Raw genomic sequence first — 20,679 nt, forward strand, 5'->3', positions numbered from 1 at the left:
TCATGGATCCGTTTGACGCGGGTTGGCTCTCTCTGCTGCCGCCCATCATCGCCATCACCCTGGCCCTGATCACCAAGGAAGTCATTTCCTCCCTCTTCCTTGGTATTCTCAGCGGCACCGTCATCTATTGCCTGGGCATGGGCACGGGCGACCTGATCATCAAGCCCGTGGAAATCGCCTTCAACACCATGGTGAGCAAGGTCGATTTCAACATCATCATCTTCTGTACCCTGCTGGGCGCGCTGGTGTTCACCATCTCGCGTGCCGGCGGTACCCGTGCCTACGGCAACTGGGCCACCAAGCGCATCAAGAGCAAACGCGTGGCCATGCTCTCCACCGGCGGCCTGGGCGCCTTCATCTTCATCGACGACTATTTCAACTGCCTCACCGTGGGCACGGTCATGCGCCCGGTGACGGACCGTTACAAGATCTCCCGCGCCAAGCTGGCCTACATCATCGACGCCACCGCCGCCCCCATCTGCATCATCGCGCCCATCTCCAGCTGGGCCGCCGCCGTGGGCAGCAACCTGAAAGCCACCGGCGCCTTTGAGAGCGACTTTGCCGCCTTCGTGGCCACCATCCCCTACAACTTCTACGCCCTGTTCTCCATCATCATGGTGGTCATGGTCTGCCTGGGCAACTTCGACTTCGGCCCCATGCGCAAGGCCGAACTGCGCGCCCAGCAGGGCGAACTGGGCAATGTGGATGCCGAACAGGCCGAGCTGGGCACCAGCGCCAAGGGCAGCCTCATCGACATGCTCCTGCCCATCGGCAGCCTGATCTTCTTCGCCGTGGTGGCCCTGCTCTACAGCGGCGGCTACTGGGGCAGCGATCCCGCCTACCACACCCTGGCGGCCGCCTTCGGTAACAGCAGCGCCTCCAAGGCCCTGGTCTGGGCCTCCTTCGGTGCCATCACCGTGGCCTTCTTCCTCTTCGTGCCGCGCGGCCTCATGAGCCTCAAGTCCTTCATGGACTGCGCCGGCGAAGGCATGAAGGCCATGATGCCCGCCAACACCATCCTGGTGCTGGCCTGGACCATCAGCGGCGTGTGCCGTGACCTGCTGCAGACCCCGCTCTTCGTCAAGACCATGGTGGCCGACGGCGGCATCTCCGGCGGTCTGCTGCCCGCCATCATCTTCGTGGTGGCCGGCTTCCTGAGCTTCTCCACCGGTACCGCCTGGGGTACCTTCGGTATCCTGATCCCCATCGTGGTGCCCGTTGCCCAGGCCGTTGATCCCAACCTGGTGCTGGTCTGCCTGTCCGCCACCCTGGCCGGCAGCGTGTTCGGCGACCACTGCTCTCCCATCTCCGACACCACCATTCTGTCCAGTGCCGGCGCCGGTTGCGCCCATCTGGAACACGTCTCCACACAAATGCTCTATGCCTGTGTGGTGGCGGCCAGCAGCACGGTGGGCTATGTGGTCTCCGGCCTCACCCACGGCAGCCTGTGGCCCGGCTTTGTCGCTGGTCTGGCCTTCATGGTGGTGACCATGCTGGTGCTGCGTCAGCGCAACAAGCAAAAGGATGAGGTCCAGGCCTAATCCGGGCTTTTCCCGATACTGACAAAAAAGGCGCTTCCCCGAAGGGAAGCGCCTTTTTTTCGTCATGCGAACGACCGTAAAAGACAGGGGATCAGGAAGCCGGGCCGCCATCCTCGTCCTTGTCGTGCCCCTTGCTGCCCTGCAGCTTGCGGAAGATGGTGCTGCGGTTGACCTGGAACAGCTCCGAGACCCGGCGCACGGAACCGTGCACCTCGATGGCCCGGCGCAAAAAGTCCCGCTCCATGTCGGCGATGATCTCACGCAGGGGCCGGGCCTGCATGAGCACGGCATCCAGATGCCCGCCGCTCTCGTCGTGCAGACCGCTGATGTTGGACGGCAGGTCGCGGGGCGAGATGCGGGGCCCCTGCCGGGTGATGACCAGGCTGTGGACCAGATTCTGCAATTCGCGCACATTGCCCGGCCAACGGTACTGGGCCAGCATGTCCAGCGTGATGTCCATGAAGGCCAGCTTCTTGCGGTACTTGGTGGTATACTGGCGCAGGAAGAGCTCCGCCAGTACGCGCACGTCCTCGGGCCGCTCGCGCAGGGGAGGAATGCGTACCGTGCCCACATTGAGACGGTAGAACAGGTCACGGCGAAAGGTACCGGCCTCCACGCATTCCTCAAGGTTGCGGTTGGTGGCGGCGATGATGCGCACGTCCACCTTGCGGGGCTGGGAGCTACCCACGCGCACGATCTCGTTGTCCTGCAGCACGCGCAGCAGGCGGGTCTGCATGGAAAGGGGCAGCTCGCCCACTTCATCAAGGAAGATGGTACTGCCGTCGGCGATTTCGAAATAGCCGGGCTTGCCCTTGCTGGAAGCACCGGTAAAGGCGCCGGGCACATAACCGAAGATTTCCGATTCCGTCAGGGTCTCGGAGATGCCGCCGCAGTCCACCTTGAGCAGGATCTTGTCCTTGCGGCGGCTCCAGCGGTGGGTCAGACGGGCGAACACGTCCTTGCCCACGCCGGTCTCGCCCATGATGAGCACGGTGGCATCCGTGCTGGCGTAACGCTTGAGCTCCATGGCCACCGACTGCATGGCGCTGCTGGCGAAGACCGGTTCCAGGTCGCGTCCCTGGGACTGGGCCACAAAGGCCAGCTTGTCATTGATCTCCTTGATGAGCTTGCGCTGCTCGCCGGTCTGCTCGTTAAGCTCGGCAAGACGGGTCTCGTCGCGCACGAAGGTAACCACCAGACAGACGTGCCCCTTGTCATCAAAAACGGGCGCCCCGGAGATGACCACGTTCTTGCCGTCCTTGAGCTTCTGCATATAGGTGGCGGGCTTGCCCGTACGCACCACCTCGGGGTTCAGAGCCAGGTCGAAAAAGCCTTCGCTGACCAGGTCGCGCACGTTCTTGCCCCGCAGATCCCGGGCAGGCACCCCCACCAGATCGGCATACATCTGGTTCACATAGAGGGTGGTACCCATGGCATCGGAAATGAAAACACCGTCGGAAATGGTATCGAGGATGGAAGTGAAAAATTTGTGCCAGTTGACCATATCCGCTCCTTGAGAAGGCAAAGGGGCAAAAAAAGGGCCCGTCCCCGAAAGACGGACCCTTACGGTTGCGGAAAGCCCGGCCTAACGGGGGATGACGACACGGTCCCCCAGAGTGGCAACGGCGATCTTCTGCAGGGCGGCAAACTTTTTGTCGTCCAGCGTCACGTCGCCCATGGGGGGGACACGGTCCAGGAAGGTGTACTTCTGCGTGCCCAGACGGTGATAGGGCAGCATCTCGTACTTCACATGCTCGAAAGGCTTGAGGAAGTCGCAGATGGCCTTGATGTCCGGGCCATGATCGTTGAACCCGGGAATGACGGGCGTACGAGCCGTGATAGGCAGATTCGGGAACTCCGTCACCAGGGTCTGGAAATTCTTCAGAATGAGGTCGTTGGGCATGCCGGTGTGCTTTTTGTGCACTTCGGGATCCATGTGCTTGATGTCGAACAGCACATAGTTGAGGTACTGGGCCGCCTCACGCACCACATCGGTGGGGACGAGACCACAGGTTTCGATGCAGGTCTTCACACGGCGCTCACGGGCCAGGCGCAACAGGTTGAGGGCAAATTCGCTCTGCAACAGGGGCTCGCCGCCGGAGATGGTCATGCCGCCACCGGAGCGAGCATAAAACATGGCATCTTCCTGCGCAACCTTGAGGGCCTCGGCCACGGTGTAGGGCTTGCCGTAGACGATGATCCCCTGGGCCGGACAGGCTTCGGCACAGGGCATGTCCTTGCAGCCCACGCATTTGCTGCGGTCGATGGCCACGAAACCGTCCTCACGACGGGACAGGGCGCCATTGGGGCAGGCCTTGAAGCAGCGGGTGCATTTGTCCGTCCCCAGGCAGCGGCCCTGGTTGTAGGCCAGCTCCGGTTCCCTGTGCTGGGATTCCGGGTTGCTGCACCAGCGGCAGCGCAGACCGCAGCCCTTGGTGAAGACGATGGTACGGATGCCGGGACCATCATGCACGGAATATTTCTGGATATTGAAAACGAGGCCGCGCGCGTTGTTGTTTTCGATCACGGGGTCACCGCCGGAGATGTTGAAGGTTGACAAAGGGAGAGCTGAAAAACGCCAAGGCCTCCGGCCTCCCCGCAGGGCAGCCGGAGGCGGTGCAGGCCGGCGGCGGCACAAGGCCGCCGCCGTTGGTAACCGGAACTAGATGGTGTCGTGTTCGGTACGGGCGATGAGGTCGTTCTGCAGGTCGGGAGACAGGTCCACGAAGTAGGCGCTGTAACCGGCGATACGCACGATCAGGTTGCGGTACTTCTGGGGATCCTTCTGGGCGGCCAGCAGGGTGCTCTTGTTCACCACGTTGAACTGCACGTGCCACAGCTTCAGGTCGCAGAAGGTGCGGATGAAGGACACGAGCTTTTCGGTGCCCTGTTCGCCTTCCACGCACTTGGGCGTGAACTTGATGTTCAGCATACGGGCGAAGCGGTCGCGCATGCCCATGTTCTTGGTGTTGTAGTTGGACAGCAGGACGGCGGTAGGACCGTTGACGTCGGCGCCGTGGGAAGCGGAGGAACCGTCAGACAGCGGGAACCAGTCCACGCGGCCGTTGGGAGTGGCGGACACCACCTTACCGAAGGGCACGTGAGAGGTGAAGGGCACGTAGCGCACGTTGTAGAACATGCCCAGGTCCTTCTGGCTGTACTTGGCGGCGAATTCCACGGACAGGCGGTCGATTTCGTGACCGATGCTGTCGGCGTAAGGATCGTTGTTGCCGTAGCAAGGAGCGGACTTCAGCAGGGCCTTCACGTCTTCGTAGCCTTCGAAGTTGGCGTCGATGGCCTTGATGACTTCGTCCATGGTCAGCTTCTTGTCTTCAAACACCAGCTTCTTGATGGCGGACAGGGAGTCCACCACGGTGCCCAGGCCCATGTATTCGAAGTAACCGAAGTCGATACCTTCGGGGATGTGGGTCTGGTGCAGGTCGATGCAGTGCTTCATGCACAGGTCATGCATGGCGGAGCCCATGGGCTGGGCGAAGTGCTGGGCACGCAGGTTGTTGACGATGTACTGCTGGGTGAAGGCGGTACGCAGGAACAGCATGTGCTGCTTCACATAGGCGTTCCAGAATTCGTCCCAGGTCTTGAAGTTGCGAGGATCGCCGGTTTCTTCGCCCAGCACGATGTCGCCGTACTTCTTCATGCGGCCGTTACGCAGCACCATTTCCACAGCAGCGGCGAAGTTGATGTAGGCACCGCCGGAGGTGAAGGTGTCGCGGTTGGGCATACGGGCTTCGGTGCAGCCGGACACGGCGTAGTCCAGAGCTTCTTCGAAGGTGGCCCCCTTGGCCACGTACAGGGGCACGACTTCTTCGTCGTTGATCAGTTTGGGGAAGCCGGAGCCGTCCTTGATGGTCTCGGCCACGTCCCACAGGTAGCTTTCAGGCGAGCGGCTGTGGATACGGGCGGCCAGGTCGGGGTAGTGCAGCGGGAATTCGCGCTTGGACTTCAGGATCAGGTGGGTCAGTTCGTTGGTGGCGTCGCGGCCGTCGGGGGTCTGGCCACCCACGGTCACGGCTTCCCAGTGAGCGTAACCTTCGTTGAAGGCGCCGCCGCAGGGAGAGATGTACATGTCGATGAATTCGGCCATGCCCACCCACATGCATTCCAGCAGTTCGATGGCCTTCTTGTTGTCCAGGCTGCCGTTTTCGATGTCCTGCTGGTAGTAGGGGTACAGGTACTGGTCCATACGACCGTTGGAGATGGTGGTACCGGTCTTCTGTTCGATACGGGAGAACATCTGCACGAACCACTGGCTCTGGCAGGCTTCCCAGAAGTCGCGGGCGGGTTCGCCGGGCACGCGCTCAGCGTTGGCGGCCATGCGCAGCAGTTCGGCCTTGCGGACGGGATCGTCGGTCTTTTCGGCCACCTTGCGGGCTTCGTCAGCGTGACGCTTGGCCCACAGCACGATGGCGTCGCACACGATCACGACGGCATCCAGGAAGGGCTTCTTTTCGCACATGTCCTTGGCGCTGGCGGGATCGAGGGCGGCCAGCTTTTCCTGGGCTTCGCGCTTGATGTCGTTGAAGCCGCGCTTCAGGATCTTGCCGTAGTCATGCACCCACTGGATGGAGGAACGGAAAGAAGAGGTTTCGTTGACGATGAAGCGGGAGATCAGGCCCTTGGGATCGTCGTAGGTCAGCTTATGGATTTCCGGAGGCAGAGCGGCGGCCAGAGCTTCGTGGTAGGTCTTGCCCTTCCAGTAAGGAGCGATCTCTTCGATCACGCGCTTGGCGTCTTCAGCGGTGATGGTGGCAGGAGAGGTGGCGCGGGTGGGCAGGTCTTTCACGGCCATGTCCAGGAAGTCGCCGTCCAGTTCGGGGTACAGGATGCCGTAACGACCGTCGCAGCCGGCGCGGCCCAGCAGCAGCTGGTCGTCCTGCACGTACACGGTGATGTTCTTGGCGATGTGCATCAGAGCCTTGGCCCAGCGCAGCACCAGGGGCTGGCCTTCGGTTTCCTGCATGGACTGGGTGAAGTACAGGGCACGTTCGATGTCGATGCGGGGCTTCATGCCGTCGAAGCGTTCCAGCATGCGGAACACGCGCTCGTGGGTGGCGCGGAAACGGTCAACCTTGCCTTCGATCTTATCGAGCAGGCGCTGTTCCTGGGGGGATCTGCATTCGCAAACGGTCTGAGACATATCTGTTCTCCTCTTGAAAGGGTGTTTGACATATTTCGCGACGAATCGCTTGCGAAATAAATAGCAATGCCTGTGCCATTTTGGTAACATATTGTTTTTTTAATATATTTTTTTTAGCCCCCCAGCAGATATATCAAAATGATGCAAATTTGCGCCTAAAAATTTTTTTCACAGCCTTTTCAGAGGCCAATGATGCTAAAATGCATCATTTTTATACCCATGAAAGTCGCATCAAATGCGATATTCTGACTGTGAAGTCTTGATTGCCAGATATATCAAAAAAAATTTCCTCCCGAATTTTCCCCCGCCCCAAATGATGCATTTTTGCATCAAAAATGTAATAACAGTTATCATAACATCCCCGTAAACCCCTAAAAAGACTGGCGCTTGTTGAAAAAAAATTTTGCTCGTTTAGATTCGGAGGTGAAGAAGCATTCTCGCATTTGAGAAATTATGCACAAGACATCCGTCTTGTGTCCCCATAAACACATGTGAGGTGTGGCATGCGTAAACTTACTGTTCTGGCTCTGGCCCTGGCCATGGTTCTCGGCTTCAGCGTCGCCGCCAATGCGGAACGTCCGCTGGTCCTGCGTCTTGGTCATCCCATGGCTCCCGGCAACAACGTCACCGTGGGTTATGAAAAGTTCAAGCAGCTGGTGGAAGAAAAAAGCCATCGCAAGATCCGTATCCAGCTGTTCCCCAACTGCCAGCTGGGCAGTGACCGTGTAACCACCGAAGCCGCCCAGGCCGGTACGCTGGACCTTTCCTCCAGCTCCACCCCCAACCTGGCCAGCTTCTCCAAGGCGTACATGGCCATCGACCTGCCCTATGTGACCTCTCCGGTTCACCAGCAGGCCCTGTACAAGGCCCTGGACGAAGGCAAGCTGGGCGAAGCCCTGCGTGAAGCCTCCCGCAAGATCGGCCTCGAGACCCTGATGTTCTCCGAGTTCGGCTACCGCAACTTCGTGGCTGCCAACAAGCCGCTGACCGATGCCAAGTCCCTGATGAACCTCAAGGTGCGTACCACCGACTCCCCCGTGGAAGTGGCCGTGGCCACCGAACTGGGCATGAACCCCGCCCCCATCGCCTGGGGTGAGACCTACACCGCCCTGCAGCAGGGCACCGTGGACGCCGAAGGCAACACCTTCTCCCTGCTCAACGACGCCAAGCACACCGAAGTGCTGAAGTACGCCGTCAACTCCGAGCACAACTACTCCATGCATGTGCTGCTGATGAACAAGAAGAAGTGGGACAGCCTGACCCCCGAACAGCAGAAGATCCTGCGTGAAGCCGCCAAGGAAGCCAACGACTGGCAGCGCAAGGAAAGCGTGGTGCTGGAAGAAAAGGCCTGGCAGGCCTTCCGTGACCGCGGCATCAAGATCCACATGCTGACCGACGCCGAGCGCGCCGAGCTCAAGGCCAAGACCCGTCCTGCCTACGAAAAGTTCGCCAAGGAAGTGCCGGCCGACATCCTGCAGCTTCTGGAAGAAACCCAGAAGTAATCCTTCCTGACCTATCCCTCCTGCGCGCGGCCCGGCCGCGCGCAGGACTCCTTTTGCGCTTACACCGAGGTTTGTCATGAGTGAAAATGTGCAAGGCAAAAGCGGGCTCTTTTCCTGGCTCAACGAAAATTTTGAAAAAATTTTCATGGTGACGGGCCTGCTCGCCATCATCCTGTTCATCACGTGGCAGGTCATTTACCGCTATATCATTACACAGTTCATCGAGCGCGCCGGCGCCGCTGTCTGGACCGAAGAGCTTTCCCGCTATATCTTTATCTGGATCTCCTATCTGGCCCTTTCCGTCGCCATCAGGAAGCGGTCTTCCATCCGCGTCGACATCATTTATGACAAACTGCCGGAGCGCCTGCAGAACATCAGCTGGATCATCGTCGAGACTCTCTTCCTCGTCCTGACCGGCGTCATCACCTATTTCGGCTGGGGCCAGATCGAGCGCCTGCTGACCTTCCCCCAGCACACCACGGCCCTGCGCATCCCCTTCCTGGTGCCGTATCTGATCCTGCCCCTGGGCTTCGGCCTCATGTGTCTGCGCCTGCTGCAGCGCATCTGGGGCCAGGTGCGCGTCTGCGGTGCGTTGGACTCCCTGCTGGGCTTCGCCCTTGCCCTGGTCATCCTTAGCCCCTGGTACCTGGTGGATTACATCGATCCCCTGCCGGTGCTGTTCGGCTATTTCGCCTTGCTCTGCGTCATCGGGGTGCCCATCGCCATCAGCCTGGGCCTGTCCACCCTGGCCACCATCATCTGTTCCCAGACCCTGCCCATCGAATACATGGCCCAGGTCTGCTTCACGTCCATCGACAGCTTCCCCATCATGGCCATCCCCTTCTTCATCGCGGCCGGGGAATACATGGGCGCCGGTGGCCTGAGCAAACGCCTGCTGAACCTGGCTGACGAGATCGTGGGCGGCCTTTACGGCGGCATCGGCCTGACCGCCGTCGTGACCTGCATGTTCTTCGGTGCCATCTCCGGTTCCGGCCCCGCCACCGTGGCCGCCATCGGTGCCCTGACCATCCCGGCCATGATCGAGCGCGGCTACGACAAGTTCTTCTCCGCCGCTCTCGTGGCCGCCGCCGGCTGCGTGGGCGTCATGATCCCGCCCAGCAACCCCTTCGTGGTCTACGGTGTCTCCTCCCAGGTCTCCATCGGCGACCTGTTCATGGGCGGCATCATCCCCGGCATCATGACCGGTATCGTGCTCATGCTCTACTGCTACTTCTACTCCAAAAAGCGCGGCTGGCGCGGTGAGCAGAAGGAACGCAACTGGCGCACCCTGGGCGAGGCCTTCTGGGAAGCCAAGTGGGCCCTGGTCGTGCCGGTCATCGTGCTGGGCGGCATCTACGGCGGCATCATGACTCCCACCGAAGCCGCGGCCGTGGCCGCCTTCTACGGCCTCATCGTGGGCGTGTTCCTGTACCGCGAGATGGACTTCAAGACCGTCTGCTCGTCGTGCGTAGCCTCGTGCGAGACCTCGTCCATCATCATCGTGCTCATGGCCATGGCCACCCTGTTCGGCAACATCATGACCATCGAAGACGTGCCCGGCACCATCGCCCGCTGGATGCTCAGCATCACCGAGAGCAAGATCATCATCCTGCTGCTCATCAACGTGCTGCTGCTCATCGTGGGCGTGTTCATGGAAGCCCTGGCGGCCATCGTCATCCTGACTCCCATCCTGCTGCCCGTGGTCACCGGCGTGGGCGTCTCGCCCCTGCACTTCGGCATCATCATGGTGGTCAACCTGGCCATCGGCTTCCTGACCCCGCCGGTGGGCGTCAACCTCTTCGTGGCGTCGGGCGTGGCCCAGGCCAAGATCGAAAAGATCGCCGTGGCCGTGCTGCCCATGATCGCCCTGATGCTCATCGTCCTGGCCATCATCACTTACTGCCCGTCCGTGCCGCTGATGCTGGTGCATTAACGGTACCCGCGAGATATACCGCCCGCGGCAGCCTTCTGCCGCGGGCCCCATCCAAGGAGTTCTCTCATGAAAGTCATCGACTTCCGCTTCCGGCCCAACACGCCGGAGATCATCAACGGCATCAAGAACAGCACCATGTTCAAGGCTGCCTGTGAAGTCATCGGCTTCGACCAGCGCAAGCCCCAGCCCCTGGACGAGATCGTGGCCGACCTCGACGCCATGGGCGTGGAACTGGGCGTGATCACCGGCCGCGACGCCGAGACCACCTACGGCTTCCCGGCCAACAACAACAGCGTGCTCGAATTCTGCCGCGCCTACCCCAACAAGTTCGTGGGCCTCTGGGGCATCGACCCCCACAAGAAGATGGCCGCCGTGCGCGAGATCGAGAAGGTCGTCAAGGAATACGGCATGAAGGGTATCGCCATCGACCCCTATCTGGCCCACATGCCCGCCAGCGACGCCCGCTTCTACCCTCTGTACACCAAGTGCTGCGAACTGGATGTGCCCGTCTTCATCACCATGGCTCCTCCGCCGTGCGTGCCCGGTGCCATCCTGGAATACGCCGACCCCCGCGATGTGGACAAGGTCGCCCGCGACTTCCCCGAACTGACCCTGATCATGAGCCACGGCGGCTACCCCTTCGTGGATGCGGCCATCTACACCTGCCAGCGCAACGCCAATGTCTACATGGACATCTCCGAATACGAGCGTTCTCCCCAGGTCGAGACCTATGTGAAGGCCATGTGCACCACCATCAGCGACAAGGTGCTCTTTGCCAGCGCCCACCCCTTCATCGAGCTGCGTGACGCTCTGGACGCCTATGCCGCCTTCCCCTTCACTGACGAAGTGCGCAACAAGATCATGTACGAAAACGCCCGCAAGGTCCTGAAACTGGCCTAAATGGCATGTGTCCGCCTCATGCGGGCACGCTTCACAACTGCGGAGGAACCCCGTGTTCCTCCGCTTTTTTTTGGCCTGTCGAGCTTGTGATTTTTCTCCCTGCAACCCGTGTCTCTCAAATGATGCATATTTGCATCATTTAAAATATCCTTTTATGCCAACTGGTTAAAAAGCGTCGCATTTTTGCATCTCAACTAACAATTCTGGTTAGCATTTTGCGATGACTTTGGGCCTATTTTGTATATATCAATTTGATTTTTTTAATAAAAATATAAAAATTTCATTTTCTTGCATTTTTGCGACCCCATAGAGGGGGATGCAAAAATGCATCTCTTTTTTTGCAAATTGTTACAACTTCCTCATAAAATCCATGACGGATTCTCATAATTCACTGAATAATCAAGGAATTATTTTGGCACGCCTCCTGCAAGGGAAAGAAATCACATGGGGCTGCGCTCCACAGCATGGCTGATGCTGGCAGTCCTCCAGGTTCGTATCAAAAACCCCTTCTTCCCGAAGGATCGCATGGAGACAGATATGAAAGTTATCGACTTCCGCTTCCGGCCCAACACGCCGGAGATCATCAACGGCATCAAGAACAGCACCATGTTCAAGGCTGCCTGCGAAGTCATCGGCTTCGACCAGCGTAAGCCCCAGCCCCTGGACGAGATCGTGGCCGACCTCGACGCCATGGGCGTGGAACTGGGCGTGATCACCGGCCGCGACGCCGAGACCACCTACGGCTTCCCGGCCAACAACAACAGCGTGCTCGAATTCTGCCGCGCCTACCCCAACAAGTTCGTGGGCCTGTGGGGCATCGACCCCCACAAAAAGATGGCCGCCGTGCGCGAGATCGAGAAGGTCGTCAAGGGATACGGCATGAAGGGTATCGCCATTGACCCCTATCTGGCCCACATGCCCGCCAGCGACGCCCGCTTCTACCCCCTGTACACCAAGTGCTGCGAACTGGATGTGCCCGTCTTCATCACCATGGCTCCTCCGCCGTGCGTGCCCGGTGCCATCCTGGAATACGCCGACCCCCGCGACGTGGACAAGGTCGCCCGCGACTTCCCCGAACTGACCCTGATCATGAGCCACGGCGGCTACCCCTTCGTGGATGCGGCCATCTACACCTGCCAGCGCAACGCCAATGTCTACATGGACATCTCCGAATACGAGCGTTCTCCCCAGGTCGAGACCTATGTGAAGGCCATGTGCACCACCATCAGCGACAAGGTGCTCTTTGCCAGCGCCCACCCTTTCATCGAGCTGCGTGACGCTCTGGACGCCTATGCCGCCTTCCCCTTCACCGACGAAGTGCGCAACAAGATCATGTACGAAAACGCCCGCAAGGTCTTGAAACTGGCCTAGCAGCACCCCCAAGGAGCAACGAGAATGAGCGATACTCCCAACAACGGACACTGCCAGCAGAACCTGCGCCGCGTGGTCATTTCCTCCCTCATCGGCGCGGTCATCGAATGGTATGACTTTTTCCTGTACGGTGTCGTGGCCGGCATCGTCTTCAACAAGATCTACTTCCCTGACTTCGACCCGACGGTGGGTACGGTCCTGGCCTTCGCCACCTTTGCCGTGGGTTTTGTGGCCCGTCCGCTTGGGGGTATCGTCTTCGGCCACTTCGGCGACAAACTGGGCCGCAAGAAGATGCTGGTCCTGACCCTGGAAATCATGGGCGTGGCCACCGTGGGTATCGGCCTGGTGCCCTCCTATGACACCATCGGCATCTGGGCCCCCATCCTGCTGGTCCTCTGCCGCCTGGCCCAGGGCATCGGCATCGGTGGTGAATGGGGTGGCGCCGTGCTCATGGCCTTCGAATCCGCGCCGCCTCACAAGCGCGCCTTCTACGGCAGCCTGCCCCAGGTGGGTCTGGCCCTCGGCCTGATGCTGGCCTCCGGCGTCATCGGTCTGCTGTCTTTCTTCCTCAGCGACGAAGCCTTCCTGGCCTGGGGCTGGCGTGTGGCCTTCATCCTCAGCGCCATTCTGGTGGGCGTGGGTGCCTACATTCGTATCTCCGTCCAGGAGACCCAGGACTTCTCCTCCGCCAAGAAGAAGACCGAGCAGGTCAAGTACCCCATCCTGGCCGCCTTCAAGCATTACCCCCGCACTCTGACGGCCTGCGTGGGCGCCCGTTTCGTGGAAGGTATCGCCTTCAACGTGTTCGGCGTGTTCTCCCTGACCTACCTGACCAACTCCTGCGGCCTGGACAAGACCGTGAGCCTGTTCGTCATCGTGGGCGCCGCCGCGGTCATGGCCGTGGCCATCCCCTTCTGGGGCATGCGTGCCGATACCTGGGGCCGTGCCCGCATCTTCGGCATCGCCGCCATCCTGCTGGGCATCACGGCTTACCCCACCTTCTGGGTGCTGCACAACTTCAGCCATAACGTGCTGCTGGTCTTCCTGGCCATTGCCCTGCCCTTCGGGATCATCTACGGCGCGGCCTACGCCACCATGTCCAGCCTGTTCTCCGGCAGCTTCGAACCCACGGTGCGTTACTCCGCCGTGTCCTTCATCTACCAGTTCTCCGGGATCTTCGCTTCGGGCCTGACCCCCATGATCGCCACCATGCTGGTCAGCAGCAATGACGGCCAGCCCTGGTACCTTTGCGGTTACCTGCTGGTCGCGGCGGTCATCAGCAGCCTGAGCACCATCTGTATCACCCGTCTCCAGGGCAAGGAAGAATTGCCGCACGAGCCGGAAACCTCCGCCCGGTAGTCCGTCTGCCTTCCTGCCTCCTCCCTCGCTTCTTCATCAGGAGACAGACGGAGACAGCGCCCGGACCACACCCCGGGCATCGGACACCAAAGGGGGACAGCCTGACAGGCTGTCCCCCTTTTCTTTTACAGCACATACTGCATCCGACAGAAAACGTCCCCCCGCCCCCGCGCATACTCCCTAGACACAGGCGTGGCCGGAGCGGGACATCCCGGACGGCATCAAAAATCAAGACTGAACTGCATACCGAGCCCCACAGAAGGATCGTTCTCCTCAGGCCGGGACTTCTTGCCCCATTCGTTATGCTCGTCCTTGAGCATCAGCTCCGGACCGATGGTCAGCGAGGCATCATCGCTGTCCATGAAGTCGGCATAGGCCCGGACCACATGCCGCCGCTCCAGAGGCCTCAGCTCGTCAGGACGGGCCTCGCTCGACGGCAGCTCGGCACGCCAGACGGAGTCATCGCGCCGGATGTTCATGCCGAGACGGCTTTTTTCCTCCGCCTCTCGTTCCGCCTCCTTGGCTTTGCGGGACTCGGCCTTGGCCTGACGGTCGGCCTCGCGCAGGGCATGCTCAATGCTGGAAGAATTGCCCCTGTCCCGGCCCAGGGCCCGCTTGCGCAGGGACTCCGTCTCCACGCCGTCATGCCACAGGGCATTGTTCCTGTCGCGGGAGGTGCCGAAACTCCAGGCCTGCCCCCCCTTGCTGTTGCCCGCAGCGGCCTTGCCCGCCGGGGCCTGCACCGCCTTGCCCTTCTCCACCGCCAACACCGGCAGGGGAGCAAGGGAGACCGTCAGGGCAGACAGGGCCAGACCAGCCAAAAACAAATGTACTCTATGCAGCATGGACGCAGGATAGCCGTCATCCCGCCGGATTGTAAAGGCATCCCCGACGCAGGACACCCTCTGTGCCCGCATGCTGCCCCGGAATGCGGTCTCTCGGCCCTTTTGGGGATGGCCTGCATACATGGGACACAAAAAAAGGAAGGACGCCCGAAAGCGTCCTTCCTGTGTCTTTTCAGAGGTAAGATCGTGCCTACTGCTTGGCGGCAGGCTGTTCCTTCGCAGGAGCGGTCGCAGGCTGAGAGGCCTTCTGGCCGGCAGTGTCATGGGCCTTGACCAACTCTTCCGCGTCAGCCACCGGGAAGGAAGGCTTGACGTTGGGATCCTGCCAGCCGCCACCCAGGGCCATGCACACACTGACCACGGCATTGAGGCGGTCACGCAGGGCATTGGCCAGGCTCAGTTCGGCGCTGAACAGCTGACGTTCGGCATCCAGCACGGTCAGGTAGTCGGTGTAACCGTTATCGTACTGCAGGCGGGCGATCTCCGCGGCGCGGCGCAGGCTGTCCACCTGGGCCTGGCTGGCCGCCACGATAGCGTCGGCCTCACGCTGGGAGGTCAGGGAGGTACGCACGTCCTTGAAGGCGTTCTGCACCGTCTTGCGGTACACGGCGATGACCGCTTCCTTCTGGGCCTCGGCGTCCTTGACGTTATACCAGGTACGGCCGAAGTCCAGCAGCGGCATGGAGCCGGTCACGCCGTAGCTCCAGGCGCCCGCAGGCCCGCTGAACAGGTTCACCACGCTGGCGCTGAGGGTGCCCAGCATGCCCGTCAGAGAGATGGACGGGAAGAACTCGGCACGGGCCACGCCGATATTGGCGTTGTAGGCCATGATCATATACTCGGCGGCGCGCACGTCGGGACGGCGCTCCAGCAGCTCGGACGGCAGGCCCGCGGGCAGCACGGGCGGGGCCGGCAGCTTGCTGATGTCGCCGCCGCGCGGCATGACGGCGCTCATGATGTCACGGGGCGAGCGGCCCAGCAGCACGGCCAGGCTGGCTTCGGCGCTGTCCACGGCCACCGTGGAGCTGTGCACCTGGGAGCGGGCCGTTTCCACTTCGGCGCGGGCACGCTGCCAGTCAAGCTCCGTGATGTCGCCCTGACGGTAACGGCTGGTGTAGATGCCGAACGCGTCCTCACGCGTGCGCAGGGTGCGCTTGGCCGTGGCCAGCTGCATGTCCAGGGCCAGCAGGGCAAAGTAGCTCTGGGCCGTCTGGCTGGCCACCGAAAGGCGCAGGGCCTCGTGGCTGACCACGGTATTCAGCAGCACGTCCGACAACATGGTGTAGTTGTTGCGGTACTTGCCCCAGAAGTCCAGTTCCCAGCTGGCCGAGAGCTGGCCCTGGTAGTTCACATAGGAACGGTCCGCCACGTTGTTGTAGTTGGCGATCTTGGTGGAATTGCTCTGCGAGGTCGCCGCACCGGCGCCGCTCACCGAGGGGGCGAGCTGGCTGGTGCCTACGCCCAGCTTGGCCGCGGCGGAGTCGATCTTGGCCAGGCTTTCCGCCAGATCCTGGTTGTTCTTCAGGGCTTCTTCCACCAGGGCATTGAGCACCGGATCATTGAAGCGGGTCCACCAGTCGGTGTTCAGCGGACTGGGCCCCAGATCCACGGAACGCCACTCCTTGGGGATGTCCTGCTCGGGACGTTTATAGTCGGGAGCCAGGGAGCAGCCCGTGACGGCCAGGCACAGCACCAGCGTCAGGCCCGCTTTCAGCAGGGGGGTCATATATCCTCCTCCTCATCGAAGCTTTTCTTGCCTTCGTTGGGATCCTTCTTGCCCTGCAGCTTCAGGGAGATCCGCATGATGGTGCGGAAGAAGTAGGGAACGAAGAGCGTGGCGATGCAGGTTGCGGCCAGCATGCCGCCCACCACGGCGGTGCCGATGGCGTGACGGCTGTTGGCACCGGCGCCGGAGCTGATGGCCAGCGGCACGCAGCCCAGGATGAAGGCCAGCGAGGTCATGACGATGGGACGGAAGCGCAGGCGCGCCGCATGCATGGCGGCCACGTCCAGACTGCGCCCGCCGCGCCAGGCCTCGACGGCGAATTCCACGATCAGGATGGCGTTTTTGGCGGCCAGGCCCACCAGGGTGACCAGAGCCACCTGGAAGTACACGTCATTGGACAGATCGCGCAGCCAGGTGGCCACCAGGGCGCCGAACACACCGAAGGGCACGGCCGTAAGAACGGCCAGCGGCAGCGACCAGCTTTCGTACTGGGCGGCCAGGATCAGGAAGACCATGACGAGCGCCAGCACGAAGATGACGGTGGTGTCGGCGCTGGCCAGCTTTTCCTGCAGGGCCGAACCGACCCAGCCCAGGCCGTAGTCGCTGGACAGCATCTTTTCCGCCACCTTTTCCATGGCTTCCAGGGCCTGACCGGAAGAATAGCCGGGGGCCGGTTCACCCATGAGGTGGGCGGCGGGGAACACGTTGTAACGTTCCATGGTCTGGGGCGCCGTGCGGCGTTCCAGAGTCATGATGGCGTCCAGGGGCACCATGCCGCCCTTGTTGGTCCGCACGAAGATGTCGTGCAGGGACTCGGGCAGCAGGCGGTAATCGGCTTCAGCCTGCATGCGCACCTGGAAGGTACGGCCCAGGTAGTTGAAGTCGTTGACGTAGAGCGCACCGAAGGTGGCGTTCATGGCCGTGAAGACATCGCTGATGCTGATGCCCATGTCCTTGCAGCGCTCACGGTCCAGGTTGGCGTAGAGCTGCGGGGCGCCGGTGGAGAACAGGCTGCGCAGGGTACCGATGGCCGGATACTTGGGCTGGCCGTTCTCGTCACGGGACGTGGCTTCCGCCACGAAGGCATTGGCCGTGGCTTCCAGATCCTGGCTGGTGCCGGCACCGCGCATCTGGATGAAGCCTTCAAAACCGCCCGTGGTGGACATGCCGCTGATGGGCGGCGGCGTGAAGCCGATGGTCACGGCTTCGGGCTGCATCATGGTCACGCCCAGCACCTTGGTACTGATGGCCGAGGCGCTGCTTTCCGGCGTGGTACGTTCGCTCCAGGGCTTGAGCACGGCAAAGAAGGTACCGTAGTTGCTCTTGGACGACATGGAGGTGATGTCCAGGCCGTTCAGGGTCATGACCGTATCCACGGCCGGGTTCTTGCGCAGCACGTCCATGACCACGCGGGTCACGTCACGGGTGCGGTTCTGCACGGCACCGTCGTCCAGGATGGTCATGCCCAGGATGTAGCCCTGGTCTTCGTTGGGCACCAGGCCGCCGGGGACCACCCGGAACAGGAAGACCAGGCTGGCGATCATGCAGCCGAAGAGGGCCATGGAGATCAGGCCGTGGTCCTTGATGAAACGCACCGTACGCACATAGCGGTGCGTGGTCTTGCCGAAGAAGTAGTTGAAGACGACGAAGGGCTTGGCCGGCTGATGGTCATGCGCGTGCGGCTTGAGCAGCAGGGAGCACAGGGCCGGGGTCAGCGTCAGGGCCACGATGCCCGAAAGCACCACGGACACCGAGATGGTGATGGCGAACTGCTTGTACATCTGGCCCGCCAGGCCGCCCATGAAGGACACGGGGATGAACACGGCGCAGAGCACCAGCACGATGGCGATAACGGGGGCCGTCACTTCGCTCATGGCCTTGGCCGTGGCTTCCTTGGGCGGCAGGTGCTCGGTGCTCATGATGCGTTCCACGTTCTCCAGCACCACGATGGCGTCGTCCACCACGATACCGATGGCCAGCACCATACCGAACAGGGTCAGGGTATTGATGGTGTAGCCCAGGGCGAACATGCCCGCAAAGGTACCGATGATGGACACGGGCACGGCGATGCAGGGAATGAGGGTGGCGCGCCAGTTCTGCAGGAAGATGAACACCACCAGGAACACCAGGATCATGGCTTCCACCAGGGTGTGGACCACTTCGTTGATGGACTCCATAACGAAGTCGTTGGTGTCCACGATGATCTTGTAGTCGATGCCCTCGGGGAAGTTCTTGGACAGTTCCTGCATGCGGGCGGTGACGGCCTCGCCGGTGGAGATGGCGTTGGCGCCGGGCAGCAGGTAGATACCCATGGCACGGGCCACCATGCCGTTGTATTCGCTGCTGACGCTGTAGTCCTTGCCGCCCATCTCGATGCGGGCCACGTCCTTGAGGCGCAGCATGGCGCTGTCCTCACCGGTACGGATGATGATCTCGCCGAACTCCTGCGGCGTGGCCAGACGGCCCTTGGTATCGATCTGCCAGGAAAGCTGGGCGTTATCGGGCATGGGCGCGTCGCCCAGACGGCCGGGCGAGAACTGCGAGTTCTGCTCCTGGATGGCCGCGGCGATCTCGCCCACGGTGACGCCGTACTTGGCCAGCTTGTCCGGGACGAGCCAGATGCGCATGGAGTAGTCCATGTAGCCGAACACGGTCACGTCGCCCACGCCGGGCACACGCTTGAGTTCGTCGGCCACGTTCACCTGCATGTAGTTGTGCAGGTACACGGCGTCATAACGCCCGTCAGGCGAGAACAGGGCGATGATCTGCAGCATGGCCGGTGAACGTTTGGTCACCTGCACGCCCTGCAGACGCACGGTCTCGGGCAGTGTGGTCTGGGCCAGGTTGACCTTGTTGTTGACGTTGACCAGAGCCATGTCCGGGTCGGTGCCCAGACTGAAATAGACGTTGATGGAACCCGAACCGGAACCCGAGGAGGCCGTGGACGTCATGTAGAGCATGTTTTCCACGCCGTTGATGTTCACTTCCAGGGGGGCCAGCACGGTACCGGCGATGGTCTCGGCCGAGGCGCCGGGATAGAAGACCGTCACGTTGACCGTGGGCGGCACCAGTTCAGGATACTGGGCGATGGGCAGGGCCTTCATGGCCAGCGCGCCCACCAGCGTGATCACGATGGAGATGACCGACGAAAGGATCGGTCTGCGCAAAAAGATATTTGGTTTTGCCGAAGCTGCCATAGACCATCACCTACTTCTGAGCGGTCTTCTGGGCGGCCTGTCCCTTCTGGGCCTGTCCGTCACCCATGACGCTGACCTTGGCACCGGGGCGGGCCTTGACCATGCCTTCACAGATGATGCGTTCCCCGCCCTTGAGGCCGGAGTCCACAAGGTACATATCACCGATGGTCTCGCTGACCTCCACCTTCTGGGTGCCGACCACGTTGTCCTTGTCCAGGGTCATGACGAAGGAACCCTTCTGGGTGATGAGCACGGCCTTCTGGGGGATGAGCACGGCGTTGACCAGCACGTCGCCGTCCATGAAGATGCGCACATACTGGCCGGGCATGATCTGGCCGTCGCTGTTGGCGAAGGAGGCACGGGCCTGCACCACGCCGGTCTCGGGCTGCACGCGGCTGTCGATGAAGTCCACCTGGCCTTCGCCCTGGTACATGCTGCCGTCCAGCAGACGCAGACGGGCCTTGTAGATATTTCCTTCGGGGAAGCGCAGGCGGCCTTCGGCGGCCAGCTGCTGACGGCGCATGTGCTGCGGCGCGGCGATGGAGAAATCGATGTACATGGGATCGGTCTGATCCACGTAGGTCAGCAGGGAGTTGTTGCTGACCAGGTTGCCGGGCGTGAAGCTTTCCTTGGAGCTGTAACCGGACACAGGGGCCACCACCTGGCAGTAGTCCAGATTGATCTTGGCGGCACGCAGGGCAGCCTTGGCGTTGTCATAGGCGGCCTTGGCGTTGTCGCGATCCTTCTGGGAAACGGCGTTCTTGGCGAACAAGGGACGCACACGGTTCCATTCGCGCTTGGCGCTGTCGTACTGGGCCTCGGCCTGCTGGACGGCGGCCTCGTACTGGTCGCGCTCGATCTGGAACATGAGCTGGCCGGCCTTGACGAACTCGCCTTCACGGTACAGACGCTTCTCGATGATGCCCTGCACACGGGCACGCACTTCGACGGACCGGGAGCCGGAGGCCTGGGCCTGGAATTCGGAAGGCCAGGGCACGTCCTTGGCTTCCACCTGGAAGACGCCCACCGGCGGGGCGGGCATCTGACCTTTTTGAGCACCTTCATCCTTGCATGCCGCAAGGCTGAAACAGAGAAGCAACAGCAACGTTGCCAGAATGGTCTGTTTTCCGGTCATGATATCTTACTC

The 20,679-nt window shown here is 61.4% G+C and carries 13 protein-coding genes; 6 read left to right on the top strand and 7 right to left on the bottom strand.

Translation table 11 applies throughout. The features are described 5' to 3' along the window. The first annotated feature begins 2 nt into the window (after positions 1 to 2). Positions 3 to 1,541 carry a Na+/H+ antiporter NhaC family protein gene (locus tag ACQRBR_RS07220; RefSeq protein WP_427812661.1) on the top strand — a complete coding sequence of 513 codons (1,539 nt, stop codon included), beginning with the start codon at positions 3 to 5 and terminating at the stop codon, positions 1,539 to 1,541. 91 nt (positions 1,542 to 1,632) lie between these two features. On the opposite strand, the gene ACQRBR_RS07225 is transcribed toward ACQRBR_RS07220, so the two are convergent. From ACQRBR_RS07225 to hpsG, 3 genes are all read right to left on the bottom strand, one after another. Next, the gene (locus ACQRBR_RS07225) at positions 1,633 to 3,045 is read right to left on the bottom strand and encodes a sigma-54 interaction domain-containing protein (RefSeq protein WP_427812662.1); all 1,413 of its coding nucleotides are present in this window, start codon (positions 3,043 to 3,045) and stop codon (positions 1,633 to 1,635) included. Positions 3,046 to 3,126: 81 nt separating this feature from the next. Next, positions 3,127 to 4,068, bottom strand: a complete 942-nt coding sequence (gene hpsH, locus ACQRBR_RS07230; protein WP_303740429.1) for a (2S)-3-sulfopropanediol dehydratase activating enzyme — start codon at positions 4,066 to 4,068, stop codon at positions 3,127 to 3,129. A gap of 135 nt (positions 4,069 to 4,203) precedes the next feature. After that, entirely contained in the window at positions 4,204 to 6,699 is a 2,496-nt protein-coding gene (gene hpsG, locus ACQRBR_RS07235; RefSeq protein WP_303880616.1) for a (2S)-3-sulfopropanediol dehydratase, read from the bottom strand. Between the two features lie 503 nt (positions 6,700 to 7,202). On the opposite strand from hpsG, the gene ACQRBR_RS07240 reads away from it, so the two are divergent. From ACQRBR_RS07240 to ACQRBR_RS07260, 5 genes are all read left to right on the top strand, one after another. Further along, entirely contained in the window at positions 7,203 to 8,201 is a 999-nt protein-coding gene (locus tag ACQRBR_RS07240; protein ID WP_289616469.1) for a TRAP transporter substrate-binding protein, read from the top strand. A gap of 76 nt (positions 8,202 to 8,277) precedes the next feature. After that, the gene (locus ACQRBR_RS07245; RefSeq protein WP_427812663.1) at positions 8,278 to 10,134 is read left to right on the top strand and encodes a TRAP transporter large permease subunit; all 1,857 of its coding nucleotides are present in this window, start codon (positions 8,278 to 8,280) and stop codon (positions 10,132 to 10,134) included. A 66-nt stretch (positions 10,135 to 10,200) separates the two neighbouring features. After that, on the top strand, positions 10,201 to 11,034 hold the full coding sequence (locus tag ACQRBR_RS07250; protein WP_279135918.1) for an amidohydrolase family protein: 834 nt from the start codon (positions 10,201 to 10,203) through the stop codon (positions 11,032 to 11,034). A gap of 537 nt (positions 11,035 to 11,571) precedes the next feature. After that, positions 11,572 to 12,405: an amidohydrolase family protein gene (locus tag ACQRBR_RS07255; protein ID WP_427812664.1), complete on the top strand. Its 834-nt coding sequence runs from the start codon at positions 11,572 to 11,574 to the stop codon at positions 12,403 to 12,405. A gap of 24 nt (positions 12,406 to 12,429) precedes the next feature. Then, positions 12,430 to 13,764 carry an MFS transporter gene (locus tag ACQRBR_RS07260; RefSeq protein WP_427812665.1) on the top strand — a complete coding sequence of 445 codons (1,335 nt, stop codon included), beginning with the start codon at positions 12,430 to 12,432 and terminating at the stop codon, positions 13,762 to 13,764. 221 nt (positions 13,765 to 13,985) lie between these two features. Here the strand turns inward: ACQRBR_RS07260 and ACQRBR_RS07265 are convergent, their stop codons facing one another. The 4 genes from ACQRBR_RS07265 to ACQRBR_RS07280 form a co-directional block, all read right to left on the bottom strand. Beyond that, positions 13,986 to 14,591, bottom strand: a complete 606-nt coding sequence (locus ACQRBR_RS07265; RefSeq protein ID WP_303880613.1) for a hypothetical protein — start codon at positions 14,589 to 14,591, stop codon at positions 13,986 to 13,988. A 208-nt stretch (positions 14,592 to 14,799) separates the two neighbouring features. Further along, positions 14,800 to 16,335 (bottom strand): efflux transporter outer membrane subunit, encoded by a 1,536-nt coding sequence (locus ACQRBR_RS07270; RefSeq protein WP_427812666.1) that lies wholly within the window; start codon positions 16,333 to 16,335, stop codon positions 14,800 to 14,802. Further along, positions 16,332 to 19,532, bottom strand: coding sequence for an efflux RND transporter permease subunit (locus ACQRBR_RS07275; protein WP_427812667.1), 3,201 nt, complete (start codon positions 19,530 to 19,532; stop codon positions 16,332 to 16,334). The genes ACQRBR_RS07270 and ACQRBR_RS07275 overlap by 4 nt, the downstream gene beginning before the upstream one ends. A gap of 10 nt (positions 19,533 to 19,542) precedes the next feature. Beyond that, a complete protein-coding gene (locus ACQRBR_RS07280) occupies positions 19,543 to 20,667 on the bottom strand; it encodes an efflux RND transporter periplasmic adaptor subunit (protein WP_204626396.1) in 1,125 nt (374 codons plus the stop codon). Between the last annotated feature and the right edge of the window lie 12 nt (positions 20,668 to 20,679).

It is taken from the genome of Desulfovibrio sp. SGI.133 (assembly GCF_050313955.1).
Taxonomy (GTDB): Bacteria; Desulfobacterota; Desulfovibrionia; order Desulfovibrionales; family Desulfovibrionaceae; genus Desulfovibrio.

Excerpts from the sequence above, each read along its gene's own strand:
- ACQRBR_RS07275 (WP_427812667.1), bottom strand. The coding sequence starts at position 19,532 with ATGGCAGCTTCGGCAAAACCAAATATCTTTTTGCGCAGACCGATCCTT.
- ACQRBR_RS07245 (WP_427812663.1), top strand. The coding sequence starts at position 8,278 with ATGAGTGAAAATGTGCAAGGCAAAAGCGGGCTCTTTTCCTGGCTCAAC.
- ACQRBR_RS07280 (WP_204626396.1), bottom strand. The coding sequence starts at position 20,667 with ATGACCGGAAAACAGACCATTCTGGCAACGTTGCTGTTGCTTCTCTGT.
- ACQRBR_RS07255 (WP_427812664.1), top strand. The coding sequence starts at position 11,572 with ATGAAAGTTATCGACTTCCGCTTCCGGCCCAACACGCCGGAGATCATC.
- ACQRBR_RS07225 (WP_427812662.1), bottom strand. The coding sequence starts at position 3,045 with ATGGTCAACTGGCACAAATTTTTCACTTCCATCCTCGATACCATTTCC.
- hpsG (WP_303880616.1), bottom strand. The coding sequence starts at position 6,699 with ATGTCTCAGACCGTTTGCGAATGCAGATCCCCCCAGGAACAGCGCCTG.
- ACQRBR_RS07270 (WP_427812666.1), bottom strand. The coding sequence starts at position 16,335 with ATGACCCCCCTGCTGAAAGCGGGCCTGACGCTGGTGCTGTGCCTGGCC.
- ACQRBR_RS07220 (WP_427812661.1), top strand. The coding sequence starts at position 3 with ATGGATCCGTTTGACGCGGGTTGGCTCTCTCTGCTGCCGCCCATCATC.
- ACQRBR_RS07240 (WP_289616469.1), top strand. The coding sequence starts at position 7,203 with ATGCGTAAACTTACTGTTCTGGCTCTGGCCCTGGCCATGGTTCTCGGC.
- ACQRBR_RS07250 (WP_279135918.1), top strand. The coding sequence starts at position 10,201 with ATGAAAGTCATCGACTTCCGCTTCCGGCCCAACACGCCGGAGATCATC.
- ACQRBR_RS07260 (WP_427812665.1), top strand. The coding sequence starts at position 12,430 with ATGAGCGATACTCCCAACAACGGACACTGCCAGCAGAACCTGCGCCGC.